19 protein-coding genes and 1 pseudogene are annotated in these 18,861 nt (G+C 74.1%); 16 read left to right on the plus strand and 4 right to left on the minus strand.

What is annotated here, in order from left to right; all coding sequences use genetic code 11:
• The first annotated feature begins 35 nt into the window (after nucleotides 1-35).
• The 9 genes from ACFCLZ_RS34940 to ACFCLZ_RS34980 all read left to right on the plus strand — a co-directional run bounded on the left by ACFCLZ_RS34940 (nucleotide 36) and on the right by ACFCLZ_RS34980 (nucleotide 7,805).
• The gene (locus ACFCLZ_RS34940; protein ID WP_380281913.1) at nucleotides 36-968 is read left to right on the plus strand and encodes a 3-oxoacyl-[acyl-carrier-protein] synthase III C-terminal domain-containing protein; all 933 of its coding nucleotides are present in this window, start codon (nucleotides 36-38) and stop codon (nucleotides 966-968) included.
• 84 nt (nucleotides 969-1,052) lie between these two features.
• A complete protein-coding gene (locus ACFCLZ_RS34945; RefSeq protein WP_380281914.1) occupies nucleotides 1,053-1,343 on the plus strand; it encodes an acyl carrier protein in 291 nt (96 codons plus the stop codon).
• A 3-nt stretch (nucleotides 1,344-1,346) separates the two neighbouring features.
• Nucleotides 1,347-2,159 (plus strand): hypothetical protein, encoded by an 813-nt coding sequence (locus ACFCLZ_RS34950; RefSeq protein WP_380281915.1) that lies wholly within the window; start codon nucleotides 1,347-1,349, stop codon nucleotides 2,157-2,159.
• Nucleotides 2,138-2,893 carry a 4'-phosphopantetheinyl transferase family protein gene (locus ACFCLZ_RS34955; protein WP_380281916.1) on the plus strand — a complete coding sequence of 252 codons (756 nt, stop codon included), beginning with the start codon at nucleotides 2,138-2,140 and terminating at the stop codon, nucleotides 2,891-2,893. Before ACFCLZ_RS34950 ends, ACFCLZ_RS34955 begins: the two co-directional genes overlap by 22 nt.
• Nucleotides 2,894-3,012: 119 nt before the next feature.
• Nucleotides 3,013-4,734, plus strand: coding sequence for a condensation domain-containing protein (locus ACFCLZ_RS34960; protein ID WP_380281917.1), 1,722 nt, complete (start codon nucleotides 3,013-3,015; stop codon nucleotides 4,732-4,734).
• 118 nt (nucleotides 4,735-4,852) lie between these two features.
• Nucleotides 4,853-5,215, plus strand: a complete 363-nt coding sequence (locus tag ACFCLZ_RS34965) for a hypothetical protein (protein ID WP_380281918.1) — start codon at nucleotides 4,853-4,855, stop codon at nucleotides 5,213-5,215.
• 87 nt (nucleotides 5,216-5,302) lie between these two features.
• A complete protein-coding gene (locus ACFCLZ_RS34970; protein ID WP_380281919.1) occupies nucleotides 5,303-6,271 on the plus strand; it encodes a DMT family transporter in 969 nt (322 codons plus the stop codon).
• Nucleotides 6,268-7,068 (plus strand): SDR family NAD(P)-dependent oxidoreductase, encoded by an 801-nt coding sequence (locus ACFCLZ_RS34975; protein WP_380281920.1) that lies wholly within the window; start codon nucleotides 6,268-6,270, stop codon nucleotides 7,066-7,068. The genes ACFCLZ_RS34970 and ACFCLZ_RS34975 overlap by 4 nt, the downstream gene beginning before the upstream one ends.
• The gene (locus ACFCLZ_RS34980) at nucleotides 7,065-7,805 is read left to right on the plus strand and encodes a polysaccharide deacetylase family protein (protein ID WP_380281921.1); all 741 of its coding nucleotides are present in this window, start codon (nucleotides 7,065-7,067) and stop codon (nucleotides 7,803-7,805) included. The genes ACFCLZ_RS34975 and ACFCLZ_RS34980 overlap by 4 nt, the downstream gene beginning before the upstream one ends.
• A 357-nt stretch (nucleotides 7,806-8,162) precedes the next feature.
• Here the strand turns inward: ACFCLZ_RS34980 and ACFCLZ_RS34985 are convergent.
• Nucleotides 8,163-8,447: pseudogene (locus tag ACFCLZ_RS34985) on the minus strand (CTP synthase); the annotation flags it as partial.
• A 183-nt stretch (nucleotides 8,448-8,630) separates the two neighbouring features.
• Between ACFCLZ_RS34985 and ACFCLZ_RS34990 the strand changes: the two are divergent.
• From ACFCLZ_RS34990 to ACFCLZ_RS35005, 4 genes are all read left to right on the plus strand, one after another.
• A complete protein-coding gene (locus ACFCLZ_RS34990; protein ID WP_380281922.1) occupies nucleotides 8,631-8,795 on the plus strand; it encodes a hypothetical protein in 165 nt (54 codons plus the stop codon).
• 579 nt (nucleotides 8,796-9,374) lie between these two features.
• Entirely contained in the window at nucleotides 9,375-9,857 is a 483-nt protein-coding gene (locus tag ACFCLZ_RS34995) for a hypothetical protein (RefSeq protein ID WP_380281923.1), read from the plus strand.
• A gap of 518 nt (nucleotides 9,858-10,375) precedes the next feature.
• Entirely contained in the window at nucleotides 10,376-11,011 is a 636-nt protein-coding gene (locus ACFCLZ_RS35000) for an SMI1/KNR4 family protein (RefSeq protein ID WP_380281924.1), read from the plus strand.
• Between the two features lie 494 nt (nucleotides 11,012-11,505).
• Complete coding sequence (locus tag ACFCLZ_RS35005; protein WP_380281925.1) at nucleotides 11,506-11,955, plus strand: hypothetical protein; 450 nt, start codon at nucleotides 11,506-11,508, stop codon at nucleotides 11,953-11,955.
• 294 nt (nucleotides 11,956-12,249) lie between these two features.
• Here ACFCLZ_RS35005 and secD read toward each other — a convergent pair whose 3' ends face one another.
• Together secD and ACFCLZ_RS35015 are read right to left on the minus strand one after the other, a co-directional pair.
• Nucleotides 12,250-14,583, minus strand: coding sequence for a protein translocase subunit SecD (secD, locus tag ACFCLZ_RS35010; protein WP_380281926.1), 2,334 nt, complete (start codon nucleotides 14,581-14,583; stop codon nucleotides 12,250-12,252).
• Between the two features lie 177 nt (nucleotides 14,584-14,760).
• Complete coding sequence (locus tag ACFCLZ_RS35015) at nucleotides 14,761-15,183, minus strand: hypothetical protein (protein ID WP_380281927.1); 423 nt, start codon at nucleotides 15,181-15,183, stop codon at nucleotides 14,761-14,763.
• A gap of 609 nt (nucleotides 15,184-15,792) precedes the next feature.
• Between ACFCLZ_RS35015 and ACFCLZ_RS35020 the strand changes: the two genes are divergently transcribed.
• Nucleotides 15,793-16,458, plus strand: coding sequence for a helix-turn-helix domain-containing protein (locus tag ACFCLZ_RS35020; RefSeq protein WP_380286378.1), 666 nt, complete (start codon nucleotides 15,793-15,795; stop codon nucleotides 16,456-16,458).
• Nucleotides 16,459-16,907: 449 nt separating this feature from the next.
• Nucleotides 16,908-17,708, plus strand: coding sequence for a hypothetical protein (locus ACFCLZ_RS35025; RefSeq protein ID WP_380281928.1), 801 nt, complete (start codon nucleotides 16,908-16,910; stop codon nucleotides 17,706-17,708).
• 68 nt (nucleotides 17,709-17,776) lie between these two features.
• On the opposite strand, the gene ACFCLZ_RS35030 is transcribed toward ACFCLZ_RS35025, so the two are convergent.
• Complete coding sequence (locus ACFCLZ_RS35030) at nucleotides 17,777-18,439, minus strand: restriction endonuclease (protein WP_380281929.1); 663 nt, start codon at nucleotides 18,437-18,439, stop codon at nucleotides 17,777-17,779.
• A 189-nt stretch (nucleotides 18,440-18,628) separates the two neighbouring features.
• Here ACFCLZ_RS35030 and ACFCLZ_RS35035 point away from each other — a divergent pair, with 189 nt between their 5' ends.
• Nucleotides 18,629-18,829 (plus strand): hypothetical protein, encoded by a 201-nt coding sequence (locus tag ACFCLZ_RS35035; RefSeq protein ID WP_380281930.1) that lies wholly within the window; start codon nucleotides 18,629-18,631, stop codon nucleotides 18,827-18,829.
• Nucleotides 18,830-18,861: the final 32 nt, after the last annotated feature.

Genomic DNA, 18,861 nt, shown 5'->3' on the forward strand with positions numbered 1-18,861 from the left:
GTGCGGACCCGTCGGGCGTGGGAATACTAGCCCGCGTGACCGCACTGGAGGCAGTGGCCGTTCACCTCCCCCACCACACCGTGCCCATCGAGGCAGTGGGCGAGCTCATCGGCCTGACCCCACGTCAACTTCGACTCTTCCGCCGCTTCCACGGCCTGGACCAGCTGCGACTGGACCCGGACGGGAAGCTGCCCGACCTGCTCGGCGCCGCCGTCGACGCCCTGCCGGAGCTGCGCGGACGCGAACGGCACGTCCGTTTCGTGATCCACGCGCGCAGCATGCCGGTGGCGGTGCCCTACCCGCTCAACCCGCTGCACGACCTGCTCCACCGCTACGGCCTCGGCCACGCCCAGGCCTTCACCGTCACCCACCATGCCTGCGCCGTCGGCCTGCTGGCCGTCGACCTGGCCGGGCGCCTGCTCGCCGGAGAACCCGACCGGGAGGCGCTGGCCCTGGTGCTCACCGGGGAGAAGACCTTCACCAAGGACGCCCAGGTGGTGCCCGAGACCGGCATCTTCGCCGAGGGCGCGGCCGCCTGCCTGGTCAGCGCCGGCGGTGAACGGGACCGCGTGCTGTCCTACGCGGTGCGCCAGCGCCCCGAGTTCGACGGCCGGCTGGCCGAGGACCCGGAGCTGCTCGCCCGCTACCAGCGCGAGTACCCGGCCGTGATGGTCGAGGCGATCGAGGCCGCCCTCGACCAGGCCGGTCTGGACCTCTCCGACCTCGCGCTGATCCTTCCGCACAACGTCAACCAGGCCTCCTGGCGGATGATCGCGCGCCGGATCGGCTTCCCGATCGGGAAGGTGGTGCTGGACAACGTGCCCGCCGTGGGGCACAGTTTCGCTGCGGACGGCCTCATCAACCTGCACACCGCCACCACGCGGGGGCTGCTCGGCCGCGGCGAGCGCTACCTCATCGCCGCCGCAGGCATCGGAGCGACCTTCTCCGCCATGGTCGTCGAGCACTGACGCATCGTCAGCCGCTCGCCCCCGGGCGCCGGTTCCCCGGCGGCCCCGCCCCAACCCACCACGTACGACGGGACGGTCCCACCCATGTCCGACCAAGTGGTCCAGACCATCGACACCGAGCTGCGCGACCGGATCCTGCACGGCCTCGGCGAACTGCTGCCGCGCGTCCTCAAGCGCGACCTGCCCGAGATCCCCGAGAACGCCTGCCTGTTCGACGACCTCGGCCTCACCTCGGCCGGCACCATCGAGCTGATCCTGGAGGTCGAGGAGGCGCTCGACCTCCAGGTCGACGTCGAGCAGATCACCGAGGACGACCTGCGCTCGGTCACCAGCCTGGCCGACTACATCGCCTCGCACCTCATCGCCGAGGACTGACCGGTGCCCGCCGCCCCGGGCCTCACCCGGGTGCTGACGCGGTACGCCGACGGCCGCTCCGAACTCTCCCTCGACCCCGACCTGCGGGTCTTCGTCTCCGACCTGGTCCGCCCCTACGGCCTGCCGCTGCGCGAGGACCTGCTGGCCGAGGGCGTCGGGCACGCCTACGAGGAGCTGGCCGCCGGGCTGCTCACCGAGGCGCTCGGCCCGAACGAGCCGGCGGACGTGCTCGTCCAGGCCTTCGACTCACCCGACGTCCGGCCCGGTGCGCCCACCTCGCTCGCGCTCAGCCGCTCCTGCGCGGGCACCCCGCTCGCCCTCGCGCTCTGCGACCAGGGCACCGCCGGGGCGTTCGGCGCGCTGCGCGCCGCCACCGCGTACCAGCGGACCGGCGTCGCCGACCGCGCGGTCGTCGTCCTCGCCGAGCAGACCGCCCTGCACCACGAGCCGGCCGCGCCGGTGAACCTGCCCGAACGGCACTGCGCGGTCGTGCTGGTCTGCGAGACGGCGCCGGGTGAGGAACTGGACGTCCGCCAGGACGCCGGGGCCGACGCCGGATCCGCCGCCGAGGAGGTGCGCCGCCAGGCGAAGGCGCTGGGGGAGGGGGCCGCCGTCCTGCTCTCCGCCGCATTGGAGGTGCCCGGCCTGGACGCCGTCCGCACCCCCGGCGGCCAGCCGTTCACCGGGCTCTGGACCGAGCTCGCCGAGCGGTTGCCGGCCTGGCGGGCCGAGCGGCGGCCGGTGCTGCTCGCCGACCTCGACCCGCGGCTCGGCGTGCTCTCCACCCTGACCCTGTGCGCCGGCCCGCAGCCGTGACCCCCGGTCCCGGGGCCGGGACCGGCGAGGGGGTCGGAGCCGGTGCGGAGGCCGACCGCATCGACGTCTGGCTGATCCCCACCGACCAGCCCGAGCCGGTGGTCCGCGCCCTGCGTGCACTGCTCGACCCGGCCGAACGGGCCCGCGCCGACGGGCCGGACCCGCGCTTCGGGCGGCGGTTCACCGTCGCCCACGGCGCCGTCCGCCTGCTCGCCGGCGCCCGGCTCGGCCGCGACCCCGCCCGGCTCGCCTGGCGGCGCGGGCCGCACGGCAAACCCGGGATCGACGGGCTCGCCGTCAACCAGTCCGCCTCCGGCGCCCTCGCGGCGGTCGCCCTCACCGAGGAGCGCGCCGTCGGCGTCGACGTGGAGGAGGTCCGCGACGCCCGGAGCGCCCTGCGCCTGGCCCGGCGCTACTTCCCCGCGGCCGAGGCGGCCCTGGTCGCGGCCGACCCGGCGCCCGCCGAGCGCTTCACCGAGCTGTGGTGCCGCCGCGAGGCCTGCGTCAAGGCCTACGGCGGCCGGCTCGTCCAGGGCTTCGGCCTGCCGCTGGCCGGCCCGGCCCCGGTGCTGCTCGCCGACCCCGGCGCGCTCGGAGCGGGCCCGTGCCGGGTCGACGACCTGCCCGCCCCCGGAGCGTTCCGCGCCGCCCTCGCGGCCGTCGGCGCCCGCCCGTTCGAGGTTCGCGTCCGCACCTGGACCATGCCCGGTGGCGCTGTCATGTCAGATAGCTGACGAAGAGTCAAATCTCTTGCAGGATCCCAGAGTTCTGGTGTGGAACAGTCGATCGGCGGGATGATAGCGTCCCGACCGCATCCCCGCCGGGACCAGCCGAACCGAAGGGCGCGGACGACGTGACGTACGACGTGGCAGAGCAGAGCGGGCGGATCCTGGTCCGGTACGGCGGTGCGAGCAGCGGCTCCGGCCCGCTCACCCTCGGCCAGGACAACATGATCCGCTGCATCCGGCGCGACCGGCCCGAGCAGATCAACCAGACGGGGGCCTGGCCGGTCCCCGACGGCACCACCGTGACCGCCGCCCTCGACGCGCTGCGCACCCTGGTCGAGCGCCACGAGTCGCTGCGCACCGCCTTCCCGCCCGGCCCCGCCGACGACGCCTTCCCCGAACGCCAGGAGGTGTGCCCCGAGGGCGAGTTCACCGTCGCCACGCTCCCCGCCGACGGCCGGACGGACGCCGAGCTCGACGCGCTGGCCGAGGAGACCGCGCGCGCCGACGCCGCCCTCCCGGTCGACCTGCACCGCGCCCCGCGCATGCGCTTCACCCTCCTCGCCGACGGCGCGCTGGTGCGCCGGCTGGTCGTGACGGCCTGCCACGCGGGCGTCGACGGCGCCGCCGTCACGCTGCTCATCCAGGACTGGCTCGCCCTCGCCACCGGCAAGGAGCTGCCGCCCGCCACCTCCCGCACCCCGCTCCAGGTGGCCGCCCAGGAACAGAGCACCCAGGGCCGGCGCAAGACCGCGGCCGCGCTCAAGCACTGGGAGGCGATCCTCACCACCGGCCCGTCGACCGTCTTCGCCGCCGACGGCATCACCGGCCCGCCGGACGGACTCGCCGCCGTGCTGGTGCGCTCCCGCACCGGCGCCGCCGACCTCGAAGCGGTCTGCCGCCGCACCGCCGCCAGCCCCTCGGTCGTCCTGCTCGCCGTCTTCGCCGCCCTCACCGCCCACCGCGCCGACCGCGCCGACCTGGTGCTCTCCGCCCTGTCCGCCAACCGCCAGCGCGCCGCGCTCGCCGACCACATCGGCACCCTCGCCCAGGACGCGCTGATCGCCCTGGACACCGCGGCCGGCGACCTCGACGAACTCATCGGCCGGACCAAGTCCGCCTCCTTCGCCGGCTACTGGCACAGCACCCTCAACGCCGACAAGGTCTGGCGGCTCATCGAGGACGTCGCCGAGCGGCGCGGCGCCCGCTTCGCCCGCCAGGTGGTCGTCAACGACCTCAGCCTCGCCATCCCCGAGGCGATGTCCGACGCCCGCCCCGCGCCCGCCGCCGACCCCGAGCTGCAGTGGCTGCCCGACCAGCCGATGCCGGTCCGGCTCATGCTCAACCTCCTGCGCACCACCGGCACCCTGGAGTTCGCGCTGCTCGCCTGCCCCCAGGTGCTCGACCGGGCCGACACCGAGCGCTTCGCCCGCGCCGTGCCCGCCGTCCTCGCGGCCGCCGCCGACCGGCCCCTGCCGCTCGCCGAGCTGGCCGCCCTCAGCGGCCTGCGCCCCGTCACCCGGACGGGCGACTGGCACCGCGTCGGCGCCGACTGGATCGACCTGGACGCCGTCCGCACCCTGCTCTCCGACGCCCTCGGCCCCGCCGCCACGGCCGTCGAGCTGAGCCTTGCCGAGCACGGCCTCGCCGCCCGCGTCACCACCCCCGACCCGGCCCTCACCCCCGCCGCCGTCCACCGGGCGGTGATCGCCGCCCTGCGCGGCCGCGAGACCGTGATGGCCCCGCACCACTACAGCGTCCACCTCGGCCCGCCGACCGGCGCCCCGTCCGCTCCGTCCGCCCGGTCCGTCCTCCCCGTCCTCGCCGAGGGCTCCGGCCGCACGGGCTGACCGGCGCGCGGCGCCCCGCCGGCCGGCGAACGGGGCTCGTGCCCGCCCGCGGCCGGCGCCCGGGGTATACGCTCCTTGCGGGGAGAGCCGAGGGGGGCTGGAGATGCACGTCCGGGGCATGGTGAAGGCGACGATCGTGGCCGAGATCGGCACAGCGGTGCTCATGGGCCTGGTCGCCCTGGTGGCGTGGCTGGTGCTGGGGGACGAATGGGTCCGGGACATCCCCTGGGGGGCCTGTGCCTTCGGCGCCAGCGGCGTTGCCGCCGACTACTTCCGCAAGGGCCCGCCGAACCGCCGCCGCGGGGTGCAGGCAGGCCTGGCCGTGGTCGTCGTGCTGACCGCCGCCGTCGGGGTGGCGGTGGAACAGTGGCTACCGGGCGAATTCGGGGACAGCATGGACGTCGCGCTCGCGCTGACGATCGCGCTCCCCGTGGCCAACGGCGTCTTCGCCGCCGTCGCCGGCCCCCCGCCCGCACGCTGACGCCGCCCCGCTGCGGTACGGCCCCGCCCGGCCGACACTGGGAGTGACCCCCGGCCCCCGGGGGGCGCCCCCGATGCCGGGAGGGCCATGCTGCTCGGACTCACCACCGCCCTGGTCGCCACCGTCTGCTTCGGCTTCGGCTCGGTGTTCCAGGCGGGCGGCGCGCGCGAGGCCCCGCACGCCGACCGGGTGCGGGTCGGCCTGCTGGCGGCGCTGCTCCGCTCCTGGCGGTTCCTGCTCGGCACCGGCCTGGACATCGTCGGCTTCGCGCTGAGCATCGTCGCCCTGCGGACCCTGCCCCTCTTCCTGGTCCAGGCCGTCACCAACGCCAGCCTCGCCGTCACCGCGCTCGCCGCCGCCCGCCTGCTCGGCGCCCGGCTGCACCGCGCCGACCTGCTCGGCATCGCCGCCGTGGTGGTCGGGCTCACCCTGCTGGCGCTCGGCTCCGGCGAGGCGGGCCGCGACCGGGCACCGCCCTCGTTCCACTGGGCGCTGCTGGCCACGACCGTGCTGATGCTGCTGCTCACCCTCCTGCTCGCCCGCCGCAACGGCACCGCGGCGGCCGTCGGCCTCGGCCTGCTGGCGGGCGTCGGCTTCGGCGTCACCAGCCTCGCCGTCCGGGTCTTCGACTTCTCCGGCCCGCTCGACGTGTTCACCGATCCGGCGGCGTACGGGCTGGCCCTCGGCGGGCTCGGCGGGTACCTCGCGTACGCGCTCGCCCTGCAGCGCGGCACGGTGACGGCCGCGACCGCCGCCGGCACCGTCTCGGAGACCTTCGGCCCGGCGCTGGTCGGGGTGGTCGTGCTCGGCGACGCGGCCCGCCCCGGTTACGCCTGGTGCGCGCTGGCCGGCTTCGCGGTGGCGGTCGGCGGCACGTTCGTGCTCTCCCGCTTCGGCGAGGTGGAGGCCGAGCTGGGCCCCGCGCCCGGCGCCGCCGGGAAGCACCCGCGGCCCCGGTCGGGCCCCACCCCGCTCGCTCGGCCAGCTCCGCCGTGCGAAGGTGACTTGCCGGACAAATCGGACGGCGAGGCGCATACAGAGCGGCAGGTGCCATGACCACGGACGACGACCATCCGCCCTCCCGCCGGGCCCGGCGGCGCTCCGCCGAGGACCCGCCGATCGCCCTGGTGACCGGCGCCTCGTCCGGCATCGGCGCGGCCACCGCGGACCGGCTCGCCGGCGCCGGCTGGCGGCTGCTGCTCTCCGGCACCGACCAGCCCAGGCTCGACGCGGTCGCCGCCCGCACCGGCGGCCGACCGCTGCCCGCCGACCTCGCCAAGCCCGACGGCGCCCAGCGGCTCGCCGAAGCCGCCCTCGCGGCGGCCGGCCGGGTGGACGCGCTGATCGCCAGCGCGGGCCTCGGCTGGCGCGGCCCCTTCGTCCAGACCCCCGGCGACACCCTGGACCGGATGCTGGAGGTCAACCTCGCCGCCCCGCTGCGGCTCACCCGCCTGCTCCTGCCGGCCATGCTGGAGCGCGGCCGGGGCCGGATCGTCCTGCTCGGCTCGATGGCCGGCCAGGTCGGCGTCCGCGACGAGGCCGCCTACGCGGCGACCAAGGCCGGACTGACGATGTTCGCCGAGAGCCTCTGGTACGAGCTGCGCGGCACCGGGGTCGGCGTCCGGCTGATCCTGCCGGGCGCGGTCGAGACCCCGTTCTTCGCCACCCGCGGCACCGGCTACCAGCGCGAACGCCCCCGCCCCGTCCCCGCGGCGCAGGTCGCCGCCATCGTCCACGGCGCGCTCACCACCGACCGCGACCGGGTCTTCGTCCCGCACTGGCTGGACTACCCGGCCCGTCTCCACGGCGCCGCCCCCGGCCTGTTCCGGCGGATGGCGTCCCGCTTCGGGTGAGGACCGGCGCGCTGCTCGGCACCGCCGCCGCCGTGGAACTGCTCCACCTCGCCCCGGCCGTCGTCCGCCTGCCGCCCGTGCGCCGCCACCTCGCCCGCCGCACCGCCGGCCACGGCGACCCGGGCCACATCGCGCTCACCTTCGACGACGGCCCCGACCCGCGCGGCACCCCGCCCATCCTGGACGCCCTCGACGCGCTCGGCGTCCACGCGACCTTCTTCCTGCTCGGCGCGATGCTCGAACGCGCCCCGGACCTCGGCCGCGAGCTGGTCGCCCGCGGCCACGAGGTCGCCGTCCACGGCTGGCACCACCGCCGCCAGTACCGCCCGGCCCCCACCCGCGACGTGCGCGAACTCCGCCGCACCACCGAAGCCGTCACCACCCTCACCGGCACCCGCCCACTTTGGTACCGCCCCCCGTACGGCGTCCTCACCACCGGCCTCGCCCTGGCCGCCCACCGCCTCGGCCTGCGCCCCGTCCTGTGGACCGCCTGGGGCCGCGACTGGGAACCCGGCGCCACCGGCCCCTCCGTCTACACCACCGCCCGCCCCACCCTCACCGGCGGCGCCACCCTCCTCCTCCACGACTCCGACTGCACCTCCACCCCCCACTCCTGGCGCGCCACCCTCGCCGCCCTCCCCCTGATAGCCACCCACTGCCGAGCCCACAACCTCACCCTCGGCCCCCTGCGCGACCACGGCCTCCCCGCACCCGCGGGGCCGAACCGCCGAGAATGACCAGCCACTCCCTCTTCTGAGAACCATCCCCGCCACCGCAGGGCCGAGCGCCGGACCGCCCTCTCCAGAACCATCCGCCCGGGACCATCCGACGAGATCGACGGCCGCCGCCCACACCCGCGTCGATCCGCTCACCCTTGTGAACGCCGCGCCGGGGGCCATCCCCGCGCGTGCGGGACCGGTAATGATCTTGGCGCCTTTCCCCATCCCGAAGCTCTGCGGGTGGATGGTCAATCGCCGTGCCGATGGGTCGCAAGTCCGTCACCACCGTCCAACGCCAGCAGGGCCCAGGCACCGAAGACGACGGACGGTCGGCGGTCGGAAGCGGAGGGGCTTGAGCCTCCCGCAGGGGGAGACGCGTTTGATGGCCTGCGGGACCTCGCGGTCGGCGCGCAGCACGATGGCGTCGGGCTGGATGCCGATGTTGCGCAGCGCGGCGACGGAGTGCTGGGTGGGCTTGGTCTTCAGCTCGCCCGAGGGGCCGATGCAGGGGAGCAGGGAGACGTGCACGAAGAACACGTTGTCCCGGCCGACCTCGGTGAGCACCACGTCGACGTCCTCGGTCGCCATCCGGCGGATCCGGGACTTGATCTCGTTGGTGATCTGCGGGGTGACCTGGACGGTGTCGCCCAGGTACTCGCCGCCTTGCCGGAACAGGACTGTGGCCGGTTTGTGGCGTTCGCTCCCACCGTCCGATCCCCATCTGCTGCTGCCCATCGGCTAGGGCCGGCTGACAGGCCATAAGCTAGCCGCGAGCACTGCTCCTCTCGGGCGACCTACGGGCCGTCAACCCGACGGCCAACCGTCGAGAAGGAGGAGGGCGCAATGCCGACAGAGGACACGGAAGGCCCGGAAGCCACCGAGCAGCCGGCCGACCTGGTGCCGACGAAGGCGGAGCGCCGTCTGGACAGGAGGATCGCCGTCACCATGCTGTTCCTGGAGACGGCGGTGCTCGTCACTGAGCTGTTGCGGGCTCTGGGTGCGTCCTAGCCCTTGACCGTACAGCAGAACGGCCCGGCTGCCACCGGGCCGCTGTCCTGCGGTGTCGGGGTCGTCCGTCGTGGCTCGCAACCATCCGGGCGACCCCTCTTCTTCCGTCGCCCGTATATTGGCCGACAGCCAACGTACGCGCAGACAGGACTACCGTAACGGCTTCCGGGCCCCAGTTCCCAGAGCCGTCGTGCAAACCAGAGATGTCGAGCTGTCTCGACACCGGACTCCGGGCTGTTTCGCCGGGGTCACCTGGGGGCCGCCGCCCGCCGGCATCATGGCCCTGCGCACCGGGTCCGCTGCGGCGAAGGCGGTCAATTCCGGTGTCACCAAGAGCACCGAACCGGCGCTGCTCGGCCGAGAGCCCGGTCCTGCCCGGCCCTGGAGGTCACCGCCGCAGGGCAGTGACCTCCGCGCGGGTGATCGTGAGGTGCACCCCGTGAAGCTTTTCGACGCGCTGAGGGTACGACCCCTTCGCCCGGGCCGGTTCCGTAGGCCCGGCGCCGGACTTCCCGCCCTTCCGTCGAGGTGCGGCAGGGGATGGGGGTCGAGTTGGAGGCACACCGTTCCCACCGGGAGATGCAGATGAAGCCACGCACCGCAGCCACCGTCGTCGCCCTGGCCGTGGTCGGCCTCGCCGTCTCGGCGCCCACGGCGGGCGCCGGCGGTACCAAGCTGTCGCAGTCGGCGGCCGCCAGTCAGTTCAGCGGCGCCGGCATCACGTGGAGCTCCGGTGGGGGCTGCGCCACCAGGTCCAACTCCACCTGCACCTCGTTCGAGCAGATCAACTCGGGCACCGTGAGCGCGATCATCACCCTCAAGCGCGCCAGCGGCTGTGCCATCAACATCACGGGCGGGACCGAGGTGGGCCACGCCTCCGGCACCTACAGCCACTACAACGGCTACAAGGTCGACATCTCCCGCAACTCCTGCATCGACGGCTACATCCAGAACAGCTTCACCTACATCGGCTACCGGGGCGACGGCTACCCGCAGTGGAAGGCCGCCTCGGGCAACCCGTACTGCAACGAGGGCAGCCACTGGGACATCCTCATCTACTGAGGCCGCCTCGGGCGCCGGCTCCCCAAGGGGAGGAGGCGCCCTGGGCGCGTGCCCCAGCGTCGCGCACCCTGCAAAGATCCACCACGAAGCCCTCGCCGGCACCGCCGCCCCACGCCGTCCTCCCGCCCTCGACGCTTCGTCAACTGGTTCCCGACGTCCACCCCGAGATCGACGCGTGTGGCTCGGTGGCGAGCGCCATGACGTCCTCCTGCCCTGAAGGCCGCAGCGGCCCCGGGCGCCGGGGCCGGGAAGTCACGCCGGCAGTCGGCGATCCGGGCTGGCCTGTCGACGTGTCAAGGAGCGGCGCCCATCGTGGCAGACGCCGCCGACGCCGTGCTCAGGCCGACCATGCCTGTGGAGCCGGGCTCGGCCGCAGGCTGGTCACGGGCCCCCTGACCTCGCAAGTGCGGGAAGGACTCGGCCTGCTCCAGGCGCTCGCGGGGGCGGGTGGCTGATCACGCCGGTGACACCCGTGCCAGTGAGCGGGTAGCTTACGGAGGACAGAGAGAAGAGTTCGCATGGACTCCCGGATCGCCCGCATCCGACGCAAGCTGGCCAACGTGCCCTACGCCGCACTACGCAGCTACTCCTTCGGTGAGGAGAAGCACGGGTTCAGCCTCGAACCCCCGTTGCCGGCCAGGAACGTCGCCGAGTTCGAGGCCGAGCAACACATCGAACTGCCCGCTCCCTACCACAGCTTCCTGACCACACTGGGCGGGTCCGGAGCAGCGCCCTTCTACGGCCTGCTGCCGCTGCCGTCATGTCGGCTGTTCACGATGAACCCCCGAGAGGAACCCGGCCGCCCTCGGGGGTTCACGTTCACCGACAGCCGGTCTCACCGGGGCGACCTGTTCCTGCACATCATCGAGGCAGGGTGCACCGACTTGGTGCTTCTTGGTGTCACCGGTCCCCTGGCGGGCCGCGTCGTCACCGGAAACGGTGACGGTTTCTGGGGCCCCAACGTCTCGTCCGCCACCGATTTCCTGGCCTGGTACGAACGCTGGCTCAACCACATGCTCGACGGCCGCGACAACCGTGGCCTGGGACTGACCTCGCCCGCCCTGCATGCACCTGTCGACCGTTTGTGGAGGATGCACCGCTGCCAACAGGATCTGTCACGTGACCGTCAATCCGAAGTCATGTCATCCAGCTGAGAACGAGCCGAAGGCGCTGCTCCTTGCAGTCAGTCTCATACCGCATTGAAGCCGAGAGCCCACACACTGCCCGGCAGGCATGGGAAGTAGCGATGGAAGTCTCTCTGACACCCTGAGTCAGTCCGGCGGGTGGCTGGTCGCCGGGAGCCAACTGTGGTCGGAGGACATCCCGGTGGCCATGCCGTGGTCGACCATCGCCGTCACCGCACTCGGCGTGGCCATGGCGTCGTCAGCCCTCGCGGCCGCGTTGCGCCCCCGGACCGACTCTCGGCTGCGCGAACGCTGACGGTCGTCGACGAGAACTCCCTCACGGCCCGCCACCAGCACCCGGTGGCGGGCCGTTCTCGTCCCCGGACGGGCGTCGGGGGGGTGTGCGGTCGGGACGGTCATCGCCGCCCCTTGGTGGCGCGGCCGCGGGTCATATGCTGTGCACGGGTGGTGGCGGCGTCCTGGACCCCGGACGGTGCCGCGGGCTGCAGGAAGGGGGCACGGACATGCGGAAGCGGAAGAGGCGCACGGCCTGGTCGCTCACCTACTTCCTGCTGGGCGGTGTGTGCCTGCTGATCGCCGTGGTGATGGCGACGGGCCTGGCGACGACGACGCTCGCGCGCGGGGTGGAAGTCCTGATCCCGGTCCTGATCCTGGGCGTCCCGGGTGCGGTGCTGACGTTCCGTGCGCCGGTGTTCGGGGTCTCCTACGGGCCGGCCGGGGTGAGGTACTCCGGGCTGCTCAGGGCGCGCTCCTACGTGTGGGCGGACATCCGGGAGGTGCGGGTGGCCGTCCTGGAGGGCACGGTCTACTCGTCAGACGTCCCGGAGCTGGTGCTGGCCTCCGGCGGGACGGACCAGCTGTTGATGCTGGCGGGCCACGGCTCGGGTCTGACCAACAGGCGGGTCAAGCGGCTGGTGGCCGAGTTGGAGGCGGCGCGCGCGGCCGCGTCCTGACGCCGGTCCCGCCGACCGGGTCCGCGTGGTGATGGGCCGGACCGCATGACGGCCGCCCGGCTCCCCGCATCCGACCGGCCCGAGCACGGTCCGGGACGGCCCCCAGCCGCCACCGACCCGAGCAGGACCAGCACCTCCAGGAGGCCTCGTTGACCACGCAACCCCGCGCCGGGCACCCACCCCGCCGGGTGGGTCACGCAGGCTGTCCCCATCCCGCCAAGAGCGGCCCTCGCCCACCGCGGAGGCCTCCCCCGCAGGGTGGAGGAGGCCGTCCGGGAGCGGATCGGGCGCCGCTCAGACCACCGCCCCGTTGTGGTCGCGCGCCCGCGCCGCGCCCGCCGCGTGCGGCGTCCGCGCCTCCCGGGCCTCCCGCGGCCGGTCCGGGAACCGCCGCTGGAGCAGCACGACCACCGGCATCGCGGTGAACACCGTCGACGCCGTGCCCACCAGGACCCCGGCCAGCAGCGCCACCGAGAAGTCGGCGAGCGAGTCGCCGCCGAGGACCGCCAGGGCCACCAGGACGAACAGCGCCCCCATGCCGGTGTTCACCGTCCGGGGGAGGGTCTGCGCCACGGCGCGGTCCGCGAGGTCCGCCCAGCTCGCCTTCGTCCCGGTCCGGCGCAGCTCGCGCAGCCGGTCCAGGACCACCACCGTGTCGTTGACCGAGTACCCGACGATGGTGAGCAGCGCGGCGAGGAAGACGCTGTCCACCGGCTTGCCCAGCCAGGCGAAGAGGCCGAGGACGAGCAGCAGGTCCTGCGCCATCGCGATCACCGCGGCGGTCGCGAAGGTCCACCGGAAGCGGATCGTGAGGTAGAGCAGCTGGGCGGCGACCGCGAGCCCGAGCGCGGCCAGCGCGTAGCCGCGCAGCTCGCTGCCGAGGCTCGGCCCGATCAGCTCGTCGCGCTCCACGGACAGCTCGCCGGTGACGCCGGTGAGCGCCTCCCGGATGCGCTGCTGCTGGTCGTCGCCGGTCTCCTTGGTGCGGACGGACACGCCGGTGTCGCCGGTGGTCTGCACCACGGCCTGCGGGAACCCGGCGTCGACCACCGCCGCGCGCGCGGCGTCCGCGTCGACCCGCTGCGCGGCGGTGTACTGCGCCACCCGGCCGCCGGTGAACTCGACGCCGAAGTCCAGGCCGCGCCCGCCGATCCCGGCCAGGGCGAGCAGCAGCAGGCCGGCGCAGGCGCCCAGCCAGCGCCGCCGGTGGCGCATCAGCCGGGGCGGCCGCCGGGTCAGCCGGGTCCGGAGCCGGCCGACGGTGGCCATGCCGGTCAGGGTGGGCCGCCGGGCGACCGCGGGCCGTCGCACCGCCCACTCGGCGAGCAGCCGGGTGATCAGCATGGCCGAGAACATCGAGACCAGCACGCCGATCGAGAGCGTCACCCCGAAGCCCTTGACCGGGCCGGTGGCGAACACGAAGAGCAGCCCGGCGGCGAGCAGCGTCGTCACGTTGGAGTCGGCCACCGCGCTCCACGCCTTCGCGAACCCGACGCGGAGCGGGCGCCGCAGGTCGCGCTCCTTGCCGGGGCCGCCCGCCCGGGGCGCGGTGTACTCCTCCCTGGCCCGTTCGAAGACCAGCACGTTGGCGTCCACCGCCATGCCGATGGCGAGCACGAAGCCGGCCAGCCCGGGCAGGGTGAGCGTCGCGCCGAGCGCGACCACGGCGGCGTACGAGATCAGTCCGTAGAGGGCGAGCGCGACGGTGGCCAGCACCCCGAGCAGGCGGTACACCGCGATGATGAAGGCCCCGGTGCAGAGCAGGCCGACGACCGCGGCCAGGGCGCTGGCCCGGATCGCCTCGGCGCCGAGGGTGGGGCCGACGGTGCTCTGCTCGATCACCGTCACCGGGACGGGCAGGGCGCCGCCCTTCACCAGGGCCGCGAGGTCGCGGGCCTCGTCGGCCGAGAAGCCGCCGGTGATCTGCGTCGAACCGCCGGTGATCCCCTGCCCGCAGGGCACGCTGTCCTGGACGCCGGGGGCGGACAGGACGCGGTCGTCGAGCACGATGGCGACCCGCCGGGCGGGGTCGGCCGGAGCGGCGCACGCCGCCTGCCCGGTGAGCCGGGCCCAGGCGTCGCCGGCCGATCCGCGGAAGGAGAGGTCGATGCTCCAGCCGAGGCCCGTCCGGGTGTCGAGGACGGCCGAGGCGTCCTTGACGCCGTCGCCGGTCAGCATCGGCGGGCCCAGCCGCAGGTGGCCGCCGGGGAGGCCGGGGTCGGCGAGGACCCGGGAGCCGTCCGCCGCGGGGGGCCCGGCCGGGCCGTCGGCGGTCGCGGTGACGGGGTGGAAGGTGAGCTGGGCGGTGCGGCCGATGACCCCGGCGGCCTCGCGGGGGTCCTGGACGCCGGGGAGTTCGACGACGATGCGCCGCTCCCCGGCGCGGGCGAGCGAGGGTTCGGCGACGCCGAGGCCGTCGACCCGGCGGCGCAGCACCTCCAGCGCCCGGTCGGTGGCGTCCGCGTCGGCGCGGACGGTGGGCGAGTCCTGGGTCTCCAGGACGATCCGGGTGCCGCCGCGCAGGTCGAGGCCGAGGCGGGGCGGGGTGGTCAGGGCGACGTAGAGCGAGACACCGACGACGGCGAGCGCGACGAGCGCGCGCCAGAACGTGGCACGGCGAGTAGGCATGGGTACTCCACGGGCGGTCCGCGGGAGCCGGGCGTCCGCAGGGGGACGCCGCACCCGGGACGGGCGGACGCGAGGGGACGGCGCGCCGCCGGGAACGCTCCGGGCACGATGGCCGGAGTCCTCCCGTCCGGGCCGCGGGCAGGCCGCGGCACCCGGGTCGGCGGGCGCGGTGGAACGTCAGCTGGACCGGGTGGAGGGGGGACCGCGGGTGTGGCGGGGGTCGTAGCGGTCGGACGGCGGCGCCCGCTCCTGGCGCGGCCCCGGGGCGTACACCCCGGGCCGGGGCCTGGGGGCGTCCGTCCGGGCGCCCGGGAGCACGGCCGGCGGGAGCGCGGGCAGCCGGACGCCGGGCTCGGCGGCGGCCGTCCGCCGCTGGACGACGTCGGAGCCGGGGCGGTCCGCGGTGCGCCGGACCTCCGCGCCCGCCGGGCCGAGCCGCACGGCGGCGGGGGCGGCCGGGGCGGCGACGGCGGGCGGCGCGCCGGGGGCCGGCTGCGCCGCGCCCGTCGCCGTGCCGAGGAGGACCTGGCAGACGGCCCAGGCCGCGAGGAACGCACAGGACAGCGCGGCCGCCGCGGTCCGACGTACGCGTCGCTCCACTCCGGCCACCTCCCCGCTCGTGCCGTCACCCGGTCCCGTCCGCAAGAAGCTCTCACTGTAGGCGACGGCGCCGCCGCGCGGGGACGTTCGGGCGGCGGAGCCGACCGGCCTGAGCCGGGGTCACGGTCCGGCGGGGACCGGCGCAGGTCGCACGGCGGGCCGGACGGTGCTCAGCGGGCCGTCCCCTCGAACGCCCGTAGCTTTGCCTCGCCGGGAAGACGAAACGGTCCGCCGGTCGAACCGGCGGACCGTCAGGAATGCCTGGGTCAGTACCCGACGTAAAGATCCCAGTCCCAGAGGGACGGCTGGCAGCTGTAGATCTTCCACATCCTCCTTGGACAAAGGCGCACCCACTTCCCGAACATGACCGCACGGGCATGGATCGTGGACGGAGGCTGAGGATCCGTGGAGGCGAAGCACGGGGGAGGGCTCGTGGAGCGCCGCGCTCCCGAGCGGTTACGGGCTCAGGTGGTGATGTACAGAGGTCACCGCACCGCGGGGCCGGGGCAGCTCGGACTGACCCTTCCCGCGGCCACGGTGACCTTGATCATCGGATGGGGCGACCGCCTCCGTCTGTTCCACGGGGCACGGAGCGCTTCGGACGTGCAGATGACCTCGTGGCACGCGATGGTCGCCGGCCTCCAGACTTCATCGGTGAAGGGGGGCTTCGAGGGCGCGGCCGAGGCGGTCGAGATCGAGTTCACGCCGCTGGGCGCGTACATGTGTCTCGGGCTGCCGCTGCACCACCTGGCCAACTGCCACGTGCACCCGGACGATGTCCTGGGTGCCGGCTGGTCGGCCAGGCTCAGCGAGCAACTCGCGGCGGTTCGGGAGTGGGACGGGCGCTGGGCTGTCATCGATGACTTCCTGGCGCGGCGGATGGTGGACGCTCCGCTTCCGTCGCCCGTCGTCGCCGAGGCATGGCGTCGACTGCGTGCGCGTGACGGGCGATTGTCCGCCAAGGAACTGGCTGACGCCACGGGGCGAGGCAGGCGGCGGCTGCAGGCGCTGTTCCGCGAGCAGATCGGGCTGCCTCCGCAATCGGTAGGCCGGGTCCTGAGATTTCAACGGGCCCTGACCCTGTCGCCCGGTGCCTGCCGATCGCTTGCTGAACGGGCGACGCTGTGCGGGTACTACGACCAGGCACACATGAACCGGGACTTCCGGGAGCTGGCCGGGCTCACGCCGGCCCAACTCCGTCCGCTCGCCGATCGGGCTGCGATGCGAGCCGATGCTCCGGTTGAAGGATGGCTCTCCAACGTCTTCGAGCGCTGAGAGGGGGCGGCGTCGTGTGTCGGTGATGGCCGTCCGAGCTGTTCAAGAGGCCTCGCCTGACGGAGTGCCGGGGGCGAGCCGCGGGGAGAGCTCGATCCATGTGTATGGGGCCGGCCACACCGCCAGCCGGCCAGACGGCCTTGTCCGCGCCTTGGTCTTGCACGCGGTCTCGTTGTACGGCTGCGGTTCTGCGCCCTGCTCGGCGTCGTGGTTGACGGGCGTGGCGAGCAGGAGAGGCGGTTCTAGGACGACCTCCACGCCCAGGGCGCCGCAGCCCTCGCCCTCACCCGGGTCACCGCCGGCTCCGCTCTCGGGGGAGACAAGCCGACCTTCTCCTGACCAACCCAGCAGGGCCGGGCGCCGGCCGCCCGGCCCTCCCCTCTATTACGGGCGCACGGTAGCGTCTGCGTCACACCACGCGACGGAGCTGGTGCGGGGAGGGGAACGGCATGAACGAGACCGACCGGACCGACGACCAGGCCGTCGCCATCGATGTCGAGGGGGATGTCCCGGAGCCGCCGTTCACCTGGCATGCCGCCCGCGTCGCCGCCTTCACCATTCAGAGAGATCTGGCCGACGCGGCGAAGGCCGACCCGGGCAGCGACGAGTGGAACGACGGCCTGCTCAACGCCTCGATGTACTGCCGGGTCCCCGCCCGTACCGCCGAGGAGCTGCGCCGGCTTGCCGACCTCGCCGACGGCCTCGCCAAGCGCTTGGAAGAGCTGGCCGCGGCCTCGGATGACTACGAGGCCTGGGACGGCTTCGATCCGGCGACCGTCGACCTGCCGGCCATGACCGACGCGGTCATACAGTTCGGCATCTTCACCGACGCCGTGCTCGTCGGCGCGGCCGACCAGGAACGCGAACGGATTTCAGATCTGGCCAACGCGGCGTTCGACAGCGCTTTCCGCGCCTGGAACGCAGACAAGCACGACCTCGCCGAAACCCTCCTGGGCCACCTGCTGGTACTGCTCGGCAAGGACCTGGGCACCGGCCGGGACTACCTGCACCGCTGGTTGCTGCTGACCGAGTTCACCGCCCGGACCATCGCCGGGGACCTTGCTGCGAAGGGCGTCCTCAACGCAGTCGGCCTCGGTGCGGACCTCGTGAACCGTGCCAAGGCGCTCGGGCTGACCGACCCGACCGACACCACCCGGCGACAGGCCATCGCGCAGGCCGAGCACGATCAAGCCACCCGTCGCTCCGAGTTCGTCACGTGGGCCGGCGGAATCCTCGCCGGCACGAGCTGAACCGGCGGACAGAACAGACCGGGACCGGCTGGAGTACTGCCCAAAGTCGGCCCGCCGCCGTCGGTGTTTCAGTGCCAGGGGGGTCGGCCGGTGCCTTCGGCCCACAGGGCCAGTGCGCGGTGGTCGGTCATGCGGAGGCCGACCCGGGTGCAGAACGCGGCGGCGGCCTTGGTGAACGTGCTGGTGGTGACGACGGCGGCGAGGTCGCAGCCGTGGATGTCGCGGTAGGTGCCGTTGACCTTCTGGACGTCCTGCGAGCCGACGAGGGTCCCGGGGCTGTAGCGCTTGGCCTGGATGAGGATGCGCTGTCCGCTGGGGGTGGTGGCCAGCACGTCGGCGGCCAGGTCGCCGGCCCCGCCGACGACGGTCACCCGCGTGCAGCCGTCGCGCCGGCAGAGGTCCGCGAGCGCGTGCTCGAAGGCCTTCGGGCTCATCTTCATGAAAGCGCCGATGTGGCGCAGCTGCGCGGTGCGTACCTGGTGGGCGCGGCGGTCTGCGGCGCCGCGGGCGCGTACCACTATGACTGCCGCGGTGAGGGCGACGGCGAGGACGGCGACGAGGACGAGCAGGTGGTGGGCCAGCCACTGGACGGCGACGGTGGCCAGGGAGAAGGCGACGAGGGCCCCCACGCCGAGCAGGACGGCCTGGTCTCGCGCCTGGCGGGCGCGGCGGGCGGTGGTGGTGCGTCGGCGTGCGGGCCTGCGGGCCACGGCGTTCCCCTTCTCGTCCACGGTGTGGCGGGCAGCCTAGGGGCGGACGGCGTCGTACCGCCGGGGATCTGCGGGGACTTGACCGGATCCGGATGGTGGGAGGCCGAACAGCCTGTACCGGTCCGGCCGGTTTCCCCGATCCGGGCCCACCGCCGGTGGACTTCTGGCATCCTCACCCAGAGTTTCCGATGTGTGACACAGGGTGGGCTGTTGCCGTACACGATCAGCGCGAGCGCGTTCCTCGCGATCATCATCATCGTCCGCCTGCGCCGGCGGACCCAGTCCCGTTCCCGGAATGACGAACTGGTGACCGTGCTGAGCGCTGTCACCCTCGGGGTCCTGATCGCCGCCACCCCGCTGGGCCGGAGCATCCACCAGCTCGTCGAAGCGGTCGTCAGGGCGCTTCAATGACGCCGCTGGGCTGGCGGCACCCGCTCCCCGGC

The organism is Kitasatospora purpeofusca, from assembly GCF_042691725.1.
Taxonomy (GTDB): Bacteria; Actinomycetota; Actinomycetes; order Streptomycetales; family Streptomycetaceae; genus Kitasatospora; species Kitasatospora purpeofusca_B.

Coding starts and splice junctions, on each gene's coding strand:
- ACFCLZ_RS34945 (WP_380281914.1), top strand. CDS start 1,053: ATGTCCGACCAAGTGGTCCAGACCATCGACACCGAGCTGCGCGACCGG.
- ACFCLZ_RS34965 (WP_380281918.1), top strand. CDS start 4,853: ATGGTGAAGGCGACGATCGTGGCCGAGATCGGCACAGCGGTGCTCATG.
- ACFCLZ_RS34970 (WP_380281919.1), top strand. CDS start 5,303: ATGCTGCTCGGACTCACCACCGCCCTGGTCGCCACCGTCTGCTTCGGC.
- ACFCLZ_RS34975 (WP_380281920.1), top strand. CDS start 6,268: ATGACCACGGACGACGACCATCCGCCCTCCCGCCGGGCCCGGCGGCGC.
- ACFCLZ_RS34990 (WP_380281922.1), top strand. CDS start 8,631: ATGCCGACAGAGGACACGGAAGGCCCGGAAGCCACCGAGCAGCCGGCC.
- ACFCLZ_RS34995 (WP_380281923.1), top strand. CDS start 9,375: ATGCAGATGAAGCCACGCACCGCAGCCACCGTCGTCGCCCTGGCCGTG.
- ACFCLZ_RS35000 (WP_380281924.1), top strand. CDS start 10,376: ATGGACTCCCGGATCGCCCGCATCCGACGCAAGCTGGCCAACGTGCCC.
- ACFCLZ_RS35005 (WP_380281925.1), top strand. CDS start 11,506: ATGCGGAAGCGGAAGAGGCGCACGGCCTGGTCGCTCACCTACTTCCTG.
- secD (WP_380281926.1), bottom strand. CDS start 14,583: ATGCCTACTCGCCGTGCCACGTTCTGGCGCGCGCTCGTCGCGCTCGCC.
- ACFCLZ_RS35020 (WP_380286378.1), top strand. CDS start 15,793: ATGACCTCGTGGCACGCGATGGTCGCCGGCCTCCAGACTTCATCGGTG.
- ACFCLZ_RS35025 (WP_380281928.1), top strand. CDS start 16,908: ATGAACGAGACCGACCGGACCGACGACCAGGCCGTCGCCATCGATGTC.